Raw genomic sequence first — 17,801 nt, 5'->3', positions numbered from 1 at the left:
TTTACCAAAATTTATAGGGAATAAAAACAATGCATTATGATGTGTTCAACGGTGATGCCGATGGCATCCTGGCGTTATTGCAATTACGCTTGGCAGAGCCAAAAACCTCGACACTTATCACTGGGGTTAAACGTGATATCTCACTACTTAAGCAAGTTGACCTAACCCAAGCGACATCAGTAACCGTTCTTGATATTTCCATGGAAAAGAACATTGATGCTTTGCAACCCTTACTAGACAAGCAAATTCCGGTTGTTTATATAGACCATCATCGCTCTGGGGATATCCCCGCGAGTTCTTTTTTAAACGCCATGGTCAACACTTCTCCTGAAGTTTGTACCAGTTTGCTGGTCAATGATCATTTAAAAGGAAAATTCTACCTTTGGGCTATCGCCGCAGCGTTTGGCGATAACTTGCAAGCAACGGCTCACCGTCACGCTAAAAAACTTGGCTTATCTTCGCAACTAACTCAGCAACTTGAGCAGCTTGGGGTTTATATTAATTACAACGGCTATGGCCGTAGCACAGACGATTTGCACTTTCATCCAGCTAAACTGTATGAAAAGCTATTAGGTTTTGAGAGCCCAGAACCTTTGTTTAGCGACAAAGATTCGTTATATTATCAGCTACAACAGGCGTATAACGATGATATGGCCAAAGCCTCTCGTGCCGAAGTGTTATTTGATGTCGAGCATTGCAAAGTTGCCTGTCTGGAAGATGCTGCATGGTCAAGAAGAGTTAGTGGCGTCTTTGGAAATGATCTCGCCAATCAGTCACCCGATAAAGCCCATGCAGTATTCACCAAAAATATTGACGATAGCTACACGGTTTCGGTGCGGGCGCCGCTGAATAATAAGCAAGGGGCGGATGAGGTATGTATACAATTCCCGACCGGTGGCGGACGTGCAGGCGCTGCCGGAGTCAATGCTTTACCTGAGTCTCAAGTGGAGCAGTTTATTCAAGTTTTATCAGAATACTATAAATAATATTGAGAGAGAGAAGAATATGAGTTTATTAATTACTGGAGGCACGGGCTACATTGGCAGCCATACCGTTGTCGAATTAATTAAAGCCGACAGAGAAGTTGTGATCGTTGATAACTTAAGTAATTCATCGACACTGGTGCTTGACCGCATCGAGAAAATCACGGGTGTAAAACCGACCTTTATTAAAGCCGATATTTGTGATGAAGCGGCAATGCGCCAGGTTTTCACGGATTACGATATTGATGGCGTCATTCATTTCGCAGGATTAAAAGCCGTTGGCGAATCCAATGAAATCCCTCTTTCTTATTATCAAAATAACGTTGCCGGAACATTAGTTTTACTGCAGGTGATGGCTGAATTTAATGTTAAAAGTTTAGTGTTCAGTTCTTCCGCAACGGTTTACGGGGAATACAATGTTTCACCTTTATTAGAGACGATGCCGACTTCGGCGACGAACCCTTACGGTCAAACCAAACTTATGATTGAACATATTCTGTTCGACTTAGCCAAAAGTGATCCTCAATGGTCAATCATATCTTTGCGTTATTTTAACCCGATTGGCGCTCATGAAAGTGGCTTGATTGGCGAAAATCCTAATGGTATTCCAAACAACCTATTGCCTTATGTAGCGCAGGTTGCCGTGGGTCGACTGAAGCAGTTGCAAATTTTTGGTGATGATTACGATACCATTGACGGTACAGGCGTTCGGGATTATATCCATGTTGTTGATTTGGCTCTGGGCCATTTGCAAGCGGTTGATGCGTTGGCGCAAAATCCAGGCTGTACCGCGATCAATTTGGGAACGGGTAATGGCACCTCGGTATTACAGATTGTTGATCAGTTTAAAGAAATATCTGGTGTTGATATTCCTTATCAAGTCGTAACACGTCGTCCTGGTGATATTGCCACTGTGTTTGCCAATGCAAATCTGGCAGCGCAAAAGCTTCACTGGCAAGCGAAACGCGGCTTAAAAGAGATGATCGCGGATACCTGGAATTGGCAGTCGAAAAATCCTAACGGATTTGAGTAATCGTCGTCGCGAAAGCGGATCACGAAAAAATCTCGTTAACGCTACAATTGAAAAAGGGGCTTAATCTGCCCCTTTTTTATTGCTGGTTTTCGCCCGCCAATTCAACCATTCACAGCGCTTTCAATGTGAACGATTCTCTTGGGCTAGCTGTTATTGCGAATGCTTTAATGTGTTAAACATTTTTGTTTCAGGTGCATTGTCGCGATAGGTTAACTTAGAGACCAGGAAACCAGCCAATAATGCCAGTACAAAACCAGGGATCATTTCATATAGGGCAAAGATACCACCCAATCCTTTTAACTCACCCCAAACAATGACGACCAATGCACCGGTAACGATTGAAGCCATGGCGCCAAATCGTGTGTAGTGCTGCCAATATAACGCCAAAATAATCGTTGGCCCAAATGCACTTCCAAAACCAGCCCAGGCATAGCTAACTAGGCCTAAAACCGTACTTTGTGGATTCAAGGCAATGACGGTTGCTAAAATGGCAATGGCCAATAAGGAAAATCTCGTCAACCAGACAAGTTGACCTTCGGTGGCTTTCTTCTTGCTATATTTCTTATAGAAATCTTCAACAATAACGGATGAACATACGATCAACTGGGAATCGATGGTACTCATTATCGCGGATAAAATTGCAGCAATAATCACCCCGGCAACCCATGGGTTTAATATTGCTTTGGCGAGGAAGATAAATACTGTTTCGCTGTTTTCTAACGGACTATCGGCATAATAGGCGATTCCCACTAAGCCCACAGCCAAAGCTCCGATTAAGGACAACACCATCCAGGCCATCGCAATATTGCGTGAGGTTGGAATGTCTTCCACTGAGCGAATCGCCATAAATCGGGAAAGTATGTGAGGCTGACCAAAATATCCAAGACCCCAGGCCATTAGCGAAATAAATGCAATCCAGGAAAAATTGGTAAAGAGCTCGGCATATTGAGGATTTACTGACATTAAAATTTGTTCCGTTTGCTGCCAACCACCGATTTGGGAAATGGCAACAATCGGTAAAATGACCAACGCTAACAGCATCAGGCAACCTTGGAAAAAATCCGTCCAGCTAACGGCCAGAAACCCACCAAGAAATGTGTATGACACGATAATTACGGCGCCGATTAATAATGCCTGTAGATAATCAAGGCCGAAGACTTTTTCAAATAAGATGGCACCACCAACGAGACCCGAAGAGACATAGAAGGTGAAAAATACCAAAATGGTAATTGCAGATACCATGCGCAACACACCGGACTTGTCCTGAAAGCGGTTTTCGAAAAACTCCGGAATGGTAAGTGCGTTACCGGCTTTTTCGGTAAAGCCTCGCAACCTTGGAGCAACAATGATCCAATTGAAAAACGCACCGATGACCAGGCCGACACCGATCCATATTTCGCCGATTCCGGAAAGATAAATGGCGCCGGGCAGACCAAGGAGTAGCCAGCCACTCATATCTGACGCACCCACACTCAAAGCTGTGACTGCAGGACCTAATTGACGCCCACCTAGGATGTAATCACTTAATGTGTTTGTTGCTTTATACGCAAAAAAGCCGATAAGCAAGGTTGTGAGCAGGTAACCTATAAAAGTTACGATTAACGGAAGTTCCAATGTCATAGTTGTAATTGTAGTGTCGGAATTATGGTTTGCATCCTAACAAGGAAAGCGATTCTCTGCCAGAGACATTTGCCCAAAATCCTGTATTCAATATCGCGCGAGCAACGATTAGGAGGACGGGTCAGAACCATGAATCAGGCTACCTGAGGTTATTGGCAGAGCGGGTGTCTTGACATGGGAAATCCAAAACTACAATGGTTGATGTGTGCCATACACGGTTTTATTTTGAACCAGCATTAAAAAGCCTGACAGGTGTCAGGCTATGCAATAGGTTAAGGGTCTGTCGATCGTCACAATTCTAGAGGGTTAAATTGACCATTCGATGGTTTCATCGATTTTTTGTTGCCATAGATCTAACGCTTCACGTTTATCCCCGAGAATGATCACTTCACCTTGCTGGTATTCGCGGCTAAGGCCATGAATTTTACTATCTGCGAACTGCCGGGATTGCGCCAAATGTTGAACTTTCGGGATCACAAACACGGTAATATTATCGTACTTGCCTTCGAGTACCAGGTGGACACTGTCCATGCCATCGAAATAACAATCCTTGACCGCGACAATGTTGCCTATTTCACCATTAAAATTCGCATTCACATCGCGCATTTTGTCATTCAAAGAGGCCAGATTCACGCTGCCATCTGCACTGTGGCTAAACTTACCTTCTTCATGGTAATAATGAGCAAGAGAATAATCCGCGACTGACGTGTAAACCGGTGAGGCATTAAAGTAATTAATTCCCACCCCAACAAAAAACGCGACCGATGCCGCTACCGCCAAGTGCCAGCGCTTTTGCGTTGTTTGTTTGCGATGACTCGCTAACGTTTGCTTCAAGATCAGATTGTTGCTCAGGTTCTCAGGTACCTCAACATGCAAAGCGCTATTGATGCGTTTGTCCAACTGCTGGATCTCGTCATAGAACCTCGCATTCGCCGAGTCCTCATCAATGCCTTTTTGAATGTCGGAATTATTATCTTTTGGGTCGGCATAGAGTCGACGCCGAAATTCTAAATCATCCATTGCTTCGCCCCTTAAGTTTCTGTTCGGACTCAATTGCATCTTTCAATTGATTCCGAGCACGGAATAGTCGTGTCATGACCGTGTTTTTATTTAAATTCAACATATTTGCGATTTCTTCACCACTGAACCCACCGATCACCTGAAGCACTAAGGGTTCCCGATAATCTGCAGGTAAACGGGCGATTTTCTCTCGCAACCAGTGATCTTCCAATTGTTGCTCAGTCGTCGTGCTGATGTTGTCAACAATACTGGGCTCTTCGTATTCGGACATATCCAATTGTTTACGTTCGAAACGTCTAGCGTTTTCACGGCGAAGAATTGTGATTAACCAAGATTTAGCCGCCTTCTCATCTTTTAAAGAGTCAAGGGCACGCCATGCCCTCAGGAAGGTCTCCTGAACCAAGTCTTCAGCAATGTGCTGGTCATGAACCAACCAGAACGCATAACGGTATAGATCTGCGTGCAAAGCATTTACCAGCGCTTCGTATCTTATTTGTTTACTCGCCATATCGTTAGAGACCTGAGTGGGTGAAGATTTCTTTCGAAAAATTTTCTGGATCATAGGGTTAACACACTTTTAACACTTAATTTATCTTAGGGCTTTTCATCCATTGATGGCAACAGACCCTTCACAATACGTTGCAAGCGAGGTTTTTGATCTATGATCACCCCAAAACAGCCAATGACATTACTGTCGCTGTAATTCATGCATTTTAGCAACTTCTATGGATTCATCTTTATTGTCGTTTCTGATTTGGGTTTGATTTTTTGCAGTACCATCACTTTTTGAAGTAAGGGGCCGCCATTCCAGATCGACTGGTTAGAGCCGAAGTAACTGGCTTGCAAATCACTCAACAATTGAGCAAGTTCTGGGTCATTAAAGGCATTGTTAACCTGATTGATGCCTTTTATCTCGGGATCATCGAAGACGATTGCTGCCCACTCGGGCACCAGTGATATTACCCGCTTGCCATCATTTGCTTTACATGCAGCCATGATTTGTAAATACGGAGCGCTTGCTCCAAGCGCCGCAGGTGAGAATTTCGAGCTCGGCTTTAAACGAAGTTTTCCGTGCTTTTTCAGTGATGTAATTAACCAGGCAAGAGCCGTTAAAATCCAACCGGTTAGAAATAGCCATTGCAAAGTTAAATTTTGTTTACCGGCAAGGTTGACCGATTCACTGATGGGGAGTTGCGAAGGCGTAATGGCTGCTACGCTGCCTTCGATAGTAAACGTTCGTTGCGGCAACGTCGCATATTGCACCTGATTTGTTTTGGTATTCCACCATGGGATTTGAACTTCTGGAATGGTATAGATCCCAGGCCTACTCGGCACGATGGCAAAGTCCTGGATTTTTTGTGAGATAAGTAAGCCAGACTGTACATTCGATTGCGACTGTTGTTGATCAGGGTAAATCTTTATCCCTTCGGGCACACGAAAGTTGATTTGTGGTAGTTGTTCTTCGGAAAGAGCCGCTGCCGTTATCGTAACTCGACGGGTGATCGGCTCTCCTAATGGAAAGGTATCTAGCTCTGGCCATTGATCTTCAATGGTTAAGATTTCACTGGGTAACCAGTCACCGACGAATTCGCTTGGTTTGGGTTTTACATCAATAACAATTTCTTTCCCTGAGACTTGAACTGGCTTGCCCTGGTCGAAATTAGAGAATAAGGCTCGACGCTGGCCGGATACGATTTCGCCGGCAAATATTGGCGTATGCAAGGTAAATTCGCCACTGGTGGTAGGCTTGATAGAATAGGCGCGTTCAATGGTACGGTAGCGAATACCATTGATGATTTCCATCGACTCCTTATCTTCACCTATTTGTTTGATTTCAGCACCGGTCATTTTCGGCTCGGTTAAACTCCCGGTTTTTAATTCCTGGGCAAGATGCAGTTTAACTTTTAAGGTAAATTGTTGCTGCACGTATACACGTGTGTCCGATACTTTAGTGCTGATAAAAACGTCTTTACTTTGTTTGGCCCGAGTGTCACTCGAGGCCAGAATCTCTACATCAATTGGCTGAGAACTGATGCCTTCAATAGTGAAGGCCGGGATCGTATATTTCCCAGGCTTTTGCGGCACAAGCACCGTAGTCCAACGCGTCATCCGAGTGGTCTTAAAGTTGACCATGCTAGTTTGGCTGCTTACCGAAGTGCGGCCGACAATAAAGTCTTTGTTTAATTCAGAGGGATCAAAGGCATCGGCATCCATCGAGTCATTGGCGATAACCGTTAATACCAAAGATTCGTTTACGGTTGCAGGGTTTTTATCGATGCTCGTGGTCAATGAGTCGAGGGCATAACTCAAAGGTGCCATCAGACTAAATAGGATTAACCACAATGTTGTTGTTAGTTTTACCACTTTTCTTTTACTCCGATACTACTGCGATTTTGGCGACGTTTGCGATATTCAAGGCGCATTTTATTTCTCAGCAATAAGTTAGGGTCATCGGTGACCTTTTTTAATATCTGTTGATGTTTTTGCTGCTGCTCGAGTTCTTGCTCGGTCAATTGTGCCTGAGCTTCCTGAGCCTGTCCGGGTTGCTCCGATTTTGATTGCTGCTCATCCTGCTCCGTTTGATTCGCGCCTTCAGGCTCGGGCTCTTTATGCTCGGAATCCGATTGTTCAGAATTTTGCTGGTCCTGATTTTGCCGGTCCTGATTTTGCTGGTCCTGATTTTGCTGGTCCTGGTTTTGCTGGTCCTGATTTTGCTGGTCCTGATTTTGCTGGTCCTGATTTTGCTGGTCCTGATTTTGCTGGTCCTGATTTTGCTGGTCCTGATTTTTCTGGTCCTGATTTTGCTGGTCCTGATTTTGCTGTTCCTGGTTTTGCTGGTCCTGATTTTGCTGGTCCTGATTTTGCTGGTCCTGGTTTTGCTGGTCCTGGTTTTGCTGGTCCTGGTTTTGCTGGTCCTGATTTTGCTGGTCCTGGTTTTGCTGGTCCTGGTTTTGCTGGTCTAGCAATTGCTCGACCAGAGCCTTATTTGCAAGTGCATCTGCATGTTCAGGGACCTGTGCAAGAACATCATCATAAGCTTTGATGGCATCTTCAAAACGGCGCATTTTAGCCAGCGTGTTCGCCTCATTATATTTCGCATCTATGCCTTTTAACTGACTAAACGCTTCCAGTGCTTTTTCATAGTCGCCCGCTTTATACTGGGCTGAGGCTTTCCACGCAGGTTGTTTAAATTGGGAGGCAGCAGCACTGAAATCCTGTTGCTCAAATTTCTCTTGTGCTTGCTGATCGGTACGTTTCCATAAATCATCCCAAATCGATGCCTGAACAGGGGCCGGTGTAAATAACGAGGCGCATAATAGGCAGGGTAAGGCCAAGGACAACAATATTCCTTTGCGGCAGTAGAACAGAATTAGAGGCAGAGCAATCAGCAATAAGTAAGGACCGGATTCTTGCCATTGATCGCCCTGAACCTCTTGCTCCTGACTTTCTGAAGCACTTAAAATGCGACCGGTACTGGTTAAATCTTCGATGTCTTCGTCATCATTACGGATGGTTTGATAGTTTCCGTCATTGCGTTCACTGATCCCTGCTAACATACGTCCATTGAGTTTCGGGATCACGATACTGCCACCGCGATCGCGCATCAGTTCACCATTATCAAGGGTGATAGGGGCACCTTGTTCGGTGCCGATACCAAGTATATTGATAGAGTGTTCGTGTTCCCGGCCAAATTCGTTAATATCTTGCAGGTCATCGCTATCGATACCATCTGTTAACCAATAAATATCACCCTTTTGATAACCGGCATTAAATAACATCTCATGCGCCAATATTAGTGCAGGGTAGGGGTTTGAACCGAGCTCTGGCATAATTTGCGGCGATAGCGATGGCAGTAATAAGCGAATATTATTAATATCTTCGGTTAATGGACTAATTACAAAGGCATCACCCGCATAGGCGATTAATCCAACATCCCCATCTGCGACTTTCTCAAGAAGATCTAATGCTTTAAAGCGTGCTCTCGTGAGCCGGTTCGGTTTAGTATCTGTTGCCAACATGGAAAATGACATGTCCATCACGATCACTGAGGCTTTATCGGTTTGATAAACTGGCTGTGGCAATTTGTTCCAGGTGGGGCCCGCGAGCGCCACAATTAATACACTGCCGAGCAGTAATATTGGTAGTAAAGCGATGGGCTTTGCGGTTTCGTTGCTTGCCAGTAATACCCGGTTCAGATGTTTTGGAACAATCCGCTGCCAGGCGGAGTTTGCTAATCGTAGCTTTTTTAGTTGCCAAAGAATGAATAGCAGGGCAAAAAACGCCAATAACCAAAGCGGCCGAAGAAAATGAAAGTTATCCAACATGACGTTTCCCCGATATCTGTTGACGTAATGATTGATAGACGTTTAGCACCGAAGGTAGCAGGCATAGTCCAAGAATGATCGCGATCATCAAAGCTAATGGGTAATAATACAAAGCGGTTAATGGCCGCATTTGTTGTTGCTCTTGTTCAACCGGCTCTAACTGATCCAGCATTTCATAAATATTGCTCATCGTGGCGCTATCTGTTGCTCGAAAGTAACTGCCTTGAGTTTGTTTGGCGATATGCTTCAAACTGGTTTCATCGAGATCTCGGGAAGGGTTTACTTTTCGATTGCCAAATAAAGAGCGCTCCATCATCACTTCAGCGCCAATGCCGATGGTATAAATCGTCACATCGTTGGCGATTGCCACTTCCAGAGCCTGATCTGGTGAAACCTTGCCTGCGGTGTTTTGACCATCGGTTAGCAACACCAATACCCGATTCGAATCATCTTTATTTAGGAAACGTTTTACCGAAAGTGCGATGGCATCGCCAATTGCGGTTTTTTGTCCGACCAGACCAATCACAGCTTCATCGAGCATCTGTTTAACCGTTTGTCGGTCGTAAGTCATCGGTGTTTGCATATAGGCGTCGTCAGCAAACAGGATGAGTCCAAGTCTGTCTCCCTGACGACGTTCAATAAATTCACCCAATAATTGTTTGAGCATTGTCAGTCGGTTAACCTGACGACCGTTAAGCTCCATATCTTCAATCTGCATACTGCCTGATAAATCGACGGCAATCATCATTTCCCGGCTTTCGCTGGCAATTGGCGCTGGCTCTCCTAACCACTGAGGGCGGGTAAGAGCCAAAACAAATAAGCACCACAAGATAACGAAAACAGGTAAGGGGAGATTACGGTTATTCGCCACTAACGAACTTGAACGGACTTGTCCCAAAGTGAAGGGAACTTTCAACGCCGCATTGGTTTGTGTTCGTGCTGGCAATATTTTCGCGAGCACAAAAGGTAAAGGCAAACATAATGCCAGCCATGGCCAGGCGAAAGTAATCATGAATCGCCTCCGGTTAGCTTTTTATCTTGAGGTTTAGGTAGTTGCGCAGACTGACACCAGAGAATGGCGGCCTGGCGCATCTGCGGCGCGTAAATATCATGTTTATTTCTACGGTAATGTTCAACAATTGCGTCTTGTGCCAAGACTTTGAATTTTGGCTGCACTTGGGTCGGCAATTGGGTTAGCAAGAAACGCAACAGAGTTTCGCCATGTAAACTCGCCACCTGCTGACGTGAAAAATAGTGCAGGCATATCCATTTTAATGTGTTTAACGCTTGTTCACTGCTAATTGCTTCGTCATTAGACAAATAGCTGAGCCCTTGTTTTTTTACTTGCCAGTAACTTAGGTGCTGCCGATAGCGGTAGCCTGCAAAGGCAATCAAACCCAAAAATATAGCAATGATAATCCACCAACCCAGGGCCAGTGGCCAGATTGATATCGTTTCAGGTAAATGGATATCCTTCAATTGTTCTAAGGGATCCAAGATGCAACTCCTGATTTTAATTGTTGTTCGATACTTTCGCCGGCGGAGAAGGACAGACAGCGGGCGCCTGCTTTTCGAAAGTACCCGTGCAATTGCTCAAACCTTTCATCCGCCTGTTTTTGGTATTGCCGGGCTGTTTTCTTGTCACCTAAAGTCAACTGTAATTCTTGTTCACCATTGGTCAGAGCTACCGCGGTTTTCTGATGAAAATTCGGTAGTGCTAACTCCATCGGATCGTGAATATGGCAAACCACAAGTTCACAGTGACGGCTAATTTGGCTTAACGGTTTGATCGCTCGACTATCGAAGTGATAGCCGTCGGTAATGAGGTAGACAAGAGCTCCGGGTTTGGCGATTTGTTTCAAGCGCAGACAATTATCATAAAAATATTGATTGTCGGTGTTCTCTGTCGATTGCACCTTATGCAGCTCTTCGAGTGTATGCAGATAATGGAGGACACCTTTTTGTCGGCTTTTCGGTTTTAGCTCCATGTGTTGATTTTGGTTAAATACCAGGCCTCCTAATCGGTCGCCACGCTTACTGGCATGCCAGCCAAGTAGCGCTGCGACATGAGCTGCCTGAACGGATTTAAACAATAGACGCGAGCCAAAATACATGGAGTTGCCAAAATCCGTGGCAATCAACACAGGACGCTCGACTTCTTCCCGAAATAGCTTTGTATGGGTTTTACCCGTGCGAGCGGTTACGCGCCAGTCAATGGCACGGATATCATCGCCGTTTTGATAATGACGTACTTCATCAAATTCCATCCCCCGGCCTTTAGTACGCGCCAGATAGTTGCCGGCCAATTGGCCATGCAGCGCCTTCTTAGGCGCCAAATCGATCAATGAAACTTTACCTTGATAATAAAGCATTTCGTCAATCGATAGGTGCACTCCATCGCTGGCCAGCGTCGCCAGTTGCTGGTCGATATTGGCAGGGGTAGGGGAATCACTTACCTTGTTAAACCACATTAGTCTTTCACCACAGTATTCACATGAGTATTCACATGGACCAAAATCGTATTAGCCGACAGCGACGAGATTCAGGATGTGATCCAATACTTTATTGGTTGTAATTCCTTCCGCTTCGGCTTGATAGGTTAGCAATAATCTGTGTCGTAACACGTTATGGAGCACTGCTTGGATATCTTCTGGGCTAACAAAGTCACGGCCATTTAACCAGGCACGAGCACGAGCACAGCGATCCAACGCGATTGTCGCGCGTGGGCTGGCGCCATAGGCCAACCAGTTAGCCAGTTGCTCGTCGTATTTACCCGGCTCGCGTGTCGCCATAATTAAATCGACAATGTATTGTTCCAGAACCGGAGCCAAATAGATTTCCAGTACTTGGCGACGGGCGGCAAAAATCGTTTCCTGAGCAATCACGGTTACGGGCTCAGATTTTTTCTGTAACGCTTCACCTCGATTTAAGCGTAAGATTTCAAGCTCACTAGCTGCGTCTGGGTAATCGATTTCAAGGTGCATCAAGAAACGATCGAGCTGTGCTTCAGGTAGAGGGTACGTACCTTCTTGCTCCAAAGGGTTCTGCGTTGCCATAACCAGGAATAGATCCGGAAGTTGATAGGTGGTTTTGCCCACCGTAACCTGACCTTCTGCCATCGCTTCGAGTAATGCGGACTGAACCTTTGCTGGCGCTCGATTAATCTCATCGGCGAGAACCAGATTTTGAAATAACGGCCCTTGTTGAAACACAAAGCTGCCATCTTCGGGTCGATAAATATCGGTACCCGTTAAATCTGCTGGTAACAGGTCCGGTGTAAATTGAATGCGATGAAAATCGGCATCTAACCCCTGTGCCAACGCATTAACCGCTCGGGTTTTGGCTAAACCAGGAGGGCCCTCAACGATCAGGTGACCGTCGGCGAGTAACGCGATTAACAGGTTTTCTACAAGATCCCGTTGACCGATGATTTGTTCACTTAAATGCTCTTTTAATGAGGAAAAGTATTCAACTGTCATAATAATAATTATTTTCCTGAACGTTGAAAGGGCGATACCGGAAGTGCAGGATCCCAGCTTTCGCCTATTATTTCTATAAATCTGCGTTTACCGAACCGCATAAATAGGGCGTCAATTATATTCTGATGCTAACGTGCTCTGGCGAAGTTTGTACTGCAAAACTACTGCAGGTCTTGTTCACTTTGCTGACATGCTATTAAGCTATTTAACTCACTATTTGTCGAGTCGTTTGTATCGTATAAGCGCAATTTGAAATGGTTAACCAGGGTTATATTTCTGCGCCTTGTACGAATAAATCTGACCGCTTTCTAATTTGATTACATAGCGATGCGGATTGGCATTACAGAATATATGGTTACAGCTATTTCGAAATCAAGACTTTTCATTCTTTTATTTAATAGATAGAATCAAATGATGATCAGGTCAGACCTCTTTGGATAAGGAATTATAATGACATCAATGCAAAGCCTGAAAACCGCAGGCGGGGACCGAGTCGCAATTGTCGCCGGACTGAGAACGCCATTTGCAAAACAGGCAACCGCCTTTCATGGTGTGCCAGCAGTAGATTTGGGAAAAATGGTAGTAAATGAACTTATTGCCAAAAATGATTTGGATCCGCAGTTAGTTGAGCAACTTGTCTTTGGGCAGGTGGTGCAAATGCCGGAAGCACCAAATATTGCCCGAGAAATTGTGTTAGGTACACAAATGCAAGTGAATACTGATGCGTATAGTGTCTCTAGAGCGTGTGCGACGAGTTTCCAATCGACGGTGAATGTCGCAGAATCTATTCTAGTGGGTAATATTGATGTGGGTATCGCTGGTGGCGCTGACTCCACATCGGTAACGCCGATTGGTGTATCGAAAACATTTGCTCGAACCTTGCTCGATTTATCTAAAGCAAAAACCTTTTCGCAACGGATGAAGTTAATCTCTTCATTGAAGTTCAAAGATATCTTGCCAGTACCGCCTGCTGTGGCGGAATATTCAACCGGTTTATCCATGGGACAAACCGCCGAGCAGATGGCCAAGTCTCATGGTATCAGCCGCCAAGCGCAGGACGAACTTGCTCATCGCTCTCATACGCTTGCAGCGAAAACCTGGGCATCGGGTGTTCTGGCAGATGAAGTCATGACGGCTCACCCAGAACCATTCAAATCGTTTATCGATAAAGATAACTGTTTTCGCGATAATTCGGAGCTTGCGGGTTATGCCCGTTTACGTCCGGTATTTGATCGCAAACACGGCACCGTAACGGCAGCAAACTCGACGCCGCTAACCGACGGTGCCGCCGCCGTTTTGCTTATGCGTGAAAGTCGTGCTAAGGAGCTTGGTTATGACATTCTTGGTTACATCCGTTCCTATGCCTTTAGCGCAATCGATGTTTGGGAAGATATGTTAATGGGGCCATCTTATGCCACACCTTTGGCATTAAAACGCGCCGGGATAACTTTAGCCGATCTTGACTTAATTGAAATGCACGAAGCCTTTGCGGCGCAGGCACTTGCGAATATGAAAATGTTTGCCAGTACGAAATTTGCTCAGGAAAAACTGGGTCAGGATAAAGCCATCGGTGAAATCGATATGGACAAATTTAATGTGCTCGGTGGTTCACTGGCCTATGGACATCCGTTTGCCGCAACCGGCGCGAGACTGATAACCCAGACATTGAACGAATTAAAACGTCGTGGTGGTGGGCTTGGTTTAACAACAGCATGTGCCGCTGGTGGCCTTGGTGCTGCCATGGTTCTTGAAGTGGAGTAATGACAATGGAAAATAACTCAACATTTACCCTGGAACGTCACGATAACGGCATAGCATTTTTGAAAATGGATGTGGTTGGCGAGACCATGAATACGTTACGAGCGGAATTTGCCGAAGAATTTTCAGCGGTCCTTGACCAAATTAAAGGGGATTCCGCCATTAAAGGGCTCGTGGTTTATAGCGGCAAAGATAATTCGTTTATCGCCGGTGCTGATATTACCATGCTGGATGCCTGTGAAACGGCTGAGCAAGCGAGCGAAATTGCAAGCCAGGGGCAGGCGATTTTTGACCAGATTGAAGGATTAACCATTCCGGTTATTGCGGCGATCCATGGTCCATGTCTCGGTGGTGGCTTAGAGCTTGCCATGGCATGTCATGAGCGAGTGTGTAGCGATGACAATAAAACGGTATTGGGTTTACCTGAAGTGCAATTAGGTTTGTTGCCCGGCAGTGGTGGTACTCAGCGCTTACCGGCAATCGTTGGTTTGCAGAAATCTCTGGATATGATGCTTACGGGTAAGCATTTACGCCCCAAACAAGCACTTAAAGCGGGTCTTGTCAGTGATATGGTTCCTAAGTCCGTACTTTTGAACGTTGCCGAGGAATTGGCGCTGAGCGGCAAAAAAGCTAAGCCGCGCAAATCTCCCATGGTAGAAAAAGCATTAGATTCTAACCCGTGGGGGCGCAAACTTGTTTTTGATCAGGCAACTAAAACGGTTTTGGCAAAAACCAAAGGTAATTACCCAGCGCCTTTGAAGATTATTGATGCGATTCGTGTTGGCGTTGAAAAGGGTCGAGTTAAAGGTTTAGCTCGTGAAGCTGAACATTTTGGCCGCTTGGTAAAAACCAGCGAATCTAAACAATTGCGCAACCTGTTTTTTGCAACAACCGAGATGAAAAAGGAAACGGGAGTTGACGGCGTTGAACCGGCGGCTATTAGTCACGTCGGTGTTCTTGGTGGTGGGCTAATGGGCGGTGGAATTTCCTACGTCACAGCCAATAACGCGAAGTTACCTGTGCGGATCAAGGATATAAATCATACGGGCATTAGTAATGCTCTGAAGTACAGCTTTGATTTATTGAATAAAAAAGTCAAACGTCGCTTTATCAAAAAGAGCGTGATGCAACAGCAGCTCAATATGGTCAGCGGAACGACAGATTACAGTGGTTTCAATCAAGCAGATGTGATTATTGAAGCGGTTTTTGAGGATCTTGCGCTGAAACAACAAATGGTTGCGGATGTCGAAGCCAATTGTAAGCCAGGTGTTATTTTCGCTTCCAATACCTCATCGCTACCAATTAACCAAATCGCGGCGCAAGCTAAAGCACCTGAAAACGTGATTGGTCTGCACTATTTTTCGCCAGTGGATAAAATGCCATTGGCAGAAATTATTGCCCATGATAAAACTTCCAACGAGACGATCTCAACAACGGTTGCTCTTGCGAAAAAGCAAGGTAAAACACCGATTGTTGTTAAAGATAAAGCTGGATTCTACGTAAACCGCATACTCGCACCTTACGTCAATGAAGCGGCAAATATTCTGTTGTCTGGTGAGCCGATTGAAAAAATCGATCGTGCCCTGGTGAATTTTGGATTCCCTGTCGGTCCAATTAAACTGCTTGATGAAGTGGGCATTGATATCGGCGCGAAAATTAGCCCAATTCTGGAAGCTGAGTTAGGTGAGCGCTTTAAAGCACCTCAAGCGTTCAATAAGTTAATTGATGATAATCGCAAAGGGAAAAAAACCAGCAAAGGTTTCTACCTGTATACGGGGAAAAAATCGAAGCAGGGCAAAGCGGTGGACGAGCAGGTTTATCGCTTGCTTGGCGTATCGCCGCAGTCTAAATTGTCGGAACAGGAAGTCAGCGATCGTTGTGTGCTGTTAATGATAAATGAGGCGGTGCGTTGTTTGGATGAAGGAATTATTCGCAACTGTCGTGATGGCGATATTGGTACGATTTTCGGCATTGGCTTTCCTCCGTTTCTTGGCGGACCATTCCGCTATCTGGATAGCCTTGGTGCTAAACAGGTTGTTGAAAAGCTTAAAAACTTTCAAAGCCAGTACGGTGATCATTTCACACCATGTGAAGCATTGGTTGCAATGGCTGATAACGAGCAAAGCTGCTACTAAAATCCATTATATTTATTGGGCGGAAATTATTTGCCGCCCATGGATACCAAAGGGGCAATGTTTTGCCCTTTTTTATTTCCGACACAAAAACGGCGGGGAGGATAAATCAATTGATTATGAATGGGGCTGAAATGATTCGAACCCAAAGGGTGAATAGATAGCCTTTGATATACTCGCCAACCAAACTGTTCGTTAGCGCTTTCATATAGCGGAAAGTTACATTCTTTAACTAAATGTTAATAGTTCCGATTGCTTGTTTTTGCTACAATCCGGACCTCTTCAATGATGACCAGTTTTCGATATTACAGGAGCCCTAAATGACTCTGATGCTTATTTTTGTTTCGCTACTGAGCGGTTTGTTTTTCTATTGCCAGGCAATCAAGTCAGGTTTAGGTTACAAGCGCTGGACTACCGCTGGGCTAATTTTTGGGCCGTTAGTGTGGCCAATGTTCGCCATGGAAAAACGTTTGGTTATCTATCGACAACACGGTAATTTCTTTAGCTTGATTTACGTGTAACCCCGTTGTTTACGGGGGACACGCAGATCTATGCTTAGTTCTTTCAAGTAGTCTGTCTACCTTAGGTTATGACCACCAGTGATTGGCAGACATTTCCATCATCTCTATATTCGCGATAGATGGTTTTCTTGATTTTGGGCTCAACAACGTTTTAATTATATTAATCATGGTTATATTCCTTATGACCACCAGCCGTTAGCTGACATTTCTTTTATCTCGATACCGGCGATTACTTTGTTCGTCTGGCTCTTATTGCCAAGTAACAATTTAATTTTTGCAATCATGATCATTTCCTTAACCTTTAATGCGGATGCGACGGTTTACAGTCGGGTCAATGTTTAGCTCTGAATTCAATGTAGGCTTAATACGGATGCGGCGGTTGACAGTCGGGTCAATGTTTAGCTCTGAATTCAATGTTGGCTTAATGCGGATGCGACGGTTTACAGTCGGGTCAATGTTTAGCTCTGAATTCAATGTAGGCTTAATACGGATACGGCGGTTGACAGTCGGGTCAATGTTTAGCTCTGAATTCAATGTTGGCTTAATGCGGATGCGACGATTGACAGTCGGGTCAATGTTTAGCTCTGAATTCAATGTCGGCTTAATGCGGATGCGACGGTTGACAGTCGGGTCAATGTTTAGCTCTGAATTCAATGTCGGCTTAATGCGGATGCGACGGTTTACTGTTTGCTCTATTTGGAGTTCTACATTTACTGTTGGTTTGATGCGAATACGTCTGTTTACGGTATTTTCAATCGCAAAATTATTTGGATTCTCAACAACTGGTAGATTCGAAACAGACATAACTGCAGACAAAATTAGTGAACTAAGCATTTTTATTCCTATTTATTTTTATAAGTAAATTTTAACTGCCTAATTTAATGCTAGTAGTGTGCCAACTTTTTAATTTTGTTATAAAAAATTTAATAT

The 17,801-nt window shown here is 44.8% G+C and carries 15 protein-coding genes; 5 read left to right on the top strand and 10 right to left on the bottom strand.

The window, feature by feature from the left end:
- The first annotated feature begins 29 nt into the window (after positions 1 to 29).
- Complete coding sequence (locus FE810_RS01640; protein WP_138318279.1) at positions 30 to 986, top strand: DHHA1 domain-containing protein; 957 nt, start codon at positions 30 to 32, stop codon at positions 984 to 986.
- 19 nt (positions 987 to 1,005) lie between these two features.
- Complete coding sequence (gene galE, locus FE810_RS01635) at positions 1,006 to 2,016, top strand: UDP-glucose 4-epimerase GalE (RefSeq protein WP_138318278.1); 1,011 nt, start codon at positions 1,006 to 1,008, stop codon at positions 2,014 to 2,016.
- A gap of 150 nt (positions 2,017 to 2,166) precedes the next feature.
- Here the strand turns inward: galE and putP are convergent, their stop codons facing one another.
- From putP to FE810_RS01590, 9 genes are all read right to left on the bottom strand, one after another.
- Positions 2,167 to 3,636 carry a sodium/proline symporter PutP gene (gene putP / locus FE810_RS01630; RefSeq protein ID WP_138318277.1) on the bottom strand — a complete coding sequence of 490 codons (1,470 nt, stop codon included), beginning with the start codon at positions 3,634 to 3,636 and terminating at the stop codon, positions 2,167 to 2,169.
- A 306-nt stretch (positions 3,637 to 3,942) separates the two neighbouring features.
- Complete coding sequence (locus FE810_RS01625; RefSeq protein ID WP_171022192.1) at positions 3,943 to 4,656, bottom strand: DUF3379 family protein; 714 nt, start codon at positions 4,654 to 4,656, stop codon at positions 3,943 to 3,945.
- Positions 4,649 to 5,218, bottom strand: coding sequence for a sigma-70 family RNA polymerase sigma factor (locus tag FE810_RS01620; RefSeq protein ID WP_138318275.1), 570 nt, complete (start codon positions 5,216 to 5,218; stop codon positions 4,649 to 4,651). Before FE810_RS01620 ends, FE810_RS01625 begins: the two co-directional genes overlap by 8 nt.
- 161 nt (positions 5,219 to 5,379) lie before the next feature.
- Complete coding sequence (locus FE810_RS01615) at positions 5,380 to 7,020, bottom strand: BatD family protein (RefSeq protein WP_138318274.1); 1,641 nt, start codon at positions 7,018 to 7,020, stop codon at positions 5,380 to 5,382.
- Entirely contained in the window at positions 7,014 to 8,981 is a 1,968-nt protein-coding gene (locus tag FE810_RS01610) for a vWA domain-containing protein (RefSeq protein ID WP_138318273.1), read from the bottom strand. Before FE810_RS01610 ends, FE810_RS01615 begins: the two co-directional genes overlap by 7 nt.
- Positions 8,971 to 9,993, bottom strand: coding sequence for a vWA domain-containing protein (locus FE810_RS01605; RefSeq protein WP_138318272.1), 1,023 nt, complete (start codon positions 9,991 to 9,993; stop codon positions 8,971 to 8,973). Before FE810_RS01605 ends, FE810_RS01610 begins: the two co-directional genes overlap by 11 nt.
- Positions 9,990 to 10,478 carry a DUF4381 domain-containing protein gene (locus FE810_RS01600; protein ID WP_171022190.1) on the bottom strand — a complete coding sequence of 163 codons (489 nt, stop codon included), beginning with the start codon at positions 10,476 to 10,478 and terminating at the stop codon, positions 9,990 to 9,992. Before FE810_RS01600 ends, FE810_RS01605 begins: the two co-directional genes overlap by 4 nt.
- On the bottom strand, positions 10,466 to 11,452 hold the full coding sequence (locus FE810_RS01595) for a DUF58 domain-containing protein (protein ID WP_138318270.1): 987 nt from the start codon (positions 11,450 to 11,452) through the stop codon (positions 10,466 to 10,468). Before FE810_RS01595 ends, FE810_RS01600 begins: the two co-directional genes overlap by 13 nt.
- A gap of 51 nt (positions 11,453 to 11,503) precedes the next feature.
- Positions 11,504 to 12,460, bottom strand: a complete 957-nt coding sequence (locus FE810_RS01590; RefSeq protein ID WP_138318269.1) for an AAA family ATPase — start codon at positions 12,458 to 12,460, stop codon at positions 11,504 to 11,506.
- Between the two features lie 450 nt (positions 12,461 to 12,910).
- Here FE810_RS01590 and fadI point away from each other — a divergent pair, with 450 nt between their 5' ends.
- The 3 genes from fadI (at position 12,911) to FE810_RS01575 (ending at position 16,871) form a co-directional block, all read left to right on the top strand.
- Complete coding sequence (gene fadI, locus FE810_RS01585; RefSeq protein ID WP_138318268.1) at positions 12,911 to 14,221, top strand: acetyl-CoA C-acyltransferase FadI; 1,311 nt, start codon at positions 12,911 to 12,913, stop codon at positions 14,219 to 14,221.
- Positions 14,221 to 16,353 carry a fatty acid oxidation complex subunit alpha FadJ gene (fadJ, locus tag FE810_RS01580; protein WP_138318267.1) on the top strand — a complete coding sequence of 711 codons (2,133 nt, stop codon included), beginning with the start codon at positions 14,221 to 14,223 and terminating at the stop codon, positions 16,351 to 16,353. Before fadI ends, fadJ begins: the two co-directional genes overlap by 1 nt.
- 317 nt (positions 16,354 to 16,670) lie before the next feature.
- The gene (locus FE810_RS01575) at positions 16,671 to 16,871 is read left to right on the top strand and encodes a hypothetical protein (protein ID WP_138318266.1); all 201 of its coding nucleotides are present in this window, start codon (positions 16,671 to 16,673) and stop codon (positions 16,869 to 16,871) included.
- Positions 16,872 to 17,165: 294 nt separating this feature from the next.
- On the opposite strand, the gene FE810_RS01570 is transcribed toward FE810_RS01575, so the two are convergent.
- Positions 17,166 to 17,705, bottom strand: a complete 540-nt coding sequence (locus tag FE810_RS01570; protein WP_138318265.1) for a hypothetical protein — start codon at positions 17,703 to 17,705, stop codon at positions 17,166 to 17,168.
- Positions 17,706 to 17,801: the final 96 nt, after the last annotated feature.

The organism is Thalassotalea litorea (assembly GCF_005843925.1).
Taxonomy (GTDB): Bacteria; Pseudomonadota; Gammaproteobacteria; order Enterobacterales; family Alteromonadaceae; genus Thalassotalea_A; species Thalassotalea_A litorea_A.
The sequence above is the reverse complement of the archived record's forward strand: the minus strand, read 5'-3'. Positions and strand labels throughout refer to the sequence as shown.

Coding starts and splice junctions, on each gene's coding strand:
- FE810_RS01640 (WP_138318279.1), top strand. CDS start 30: ATGCATTATGATGTGTTCAACGGTGATGCCGATGGCATCCTGGCGTTA.
- galE (WP_138318278.1), top strand. CDS start 1,006: ATGAGTTTATTAATTACTGGAGGCACGGGCTACATTGGCAGCCATACC.
- putP (WP_138318277.1), bottom strand. CDS start 3,636: ATGACATTGGAACTTCCGTTAATCGTAACTTTTATAGGTTACCTGCTC.
- FE810_RS01625 (WP_171022192.1), bottom strand. CDS start 4,656: ATGGATGATTTAGAATTTCGGCGTCGACTCTATGCCGACCCAAAAGAT.
- FE810_RS01620 (WP_138318275.1), bottom strand. CDS start 5,218: ATGATCCAGAAAATTTTTCGAAAGAAATCTTCACCCACTCAGGTCTCT.
- FE810_RS01610 (WP_138318273.1), bottom strand. CDS start 8,981: ATGTTGGATAACTTTCATTTTCTTCGGCCGCTTTGGTTATTGGCGTTT.
- FE810_RS01605 (WP_138318272.1), bottom strand. CDS start 9,993: ATGATTACTTTCGCCTGGCCATGGCTGGCATTATGTTTGCCTTTACCT.
- FE810_RS01595 (WP_138318270.1), bottom strand. CDS start 11,452: ATGTGGTTTAACAAGGTAAGTGATTCCCCTACCCCTGCCAATATCGAC.
- FE810_RS01590 (WP_138318269.1), bottom strand. CDS start 12,460: ATGACAGTTGAATACTTTTCCTCATTAAAAGAGCATTTAAGTGAACAA.
- fadI (WP_138318268.1), top strand. CDS start 12,911: ATGACATCAATGCAAAGCCTGAAAACCGCAGGCGGGGACCGAGTCGCA.
- fadJ (WP_138318267.1), top strand. CDS start 14,221: ATGACAATGGAAAATAACTCAACATTTACCCTGGAACGTCACGATAAC.
- FE810_RS01575 (WP_138318266.1), top strand. CDS start 16,671: ATGACTCTGATGCTTATTTTTGTTTCGCTACTGAGCGGTTTGTTTTTC.
- FE810_RS01570 (WP_138318265.1), bottom strand. CDS start 17,705: ATGCTTAGTTCACTAATTTTGTCTGCAGTTATGTCTGTTTCGAATCTA.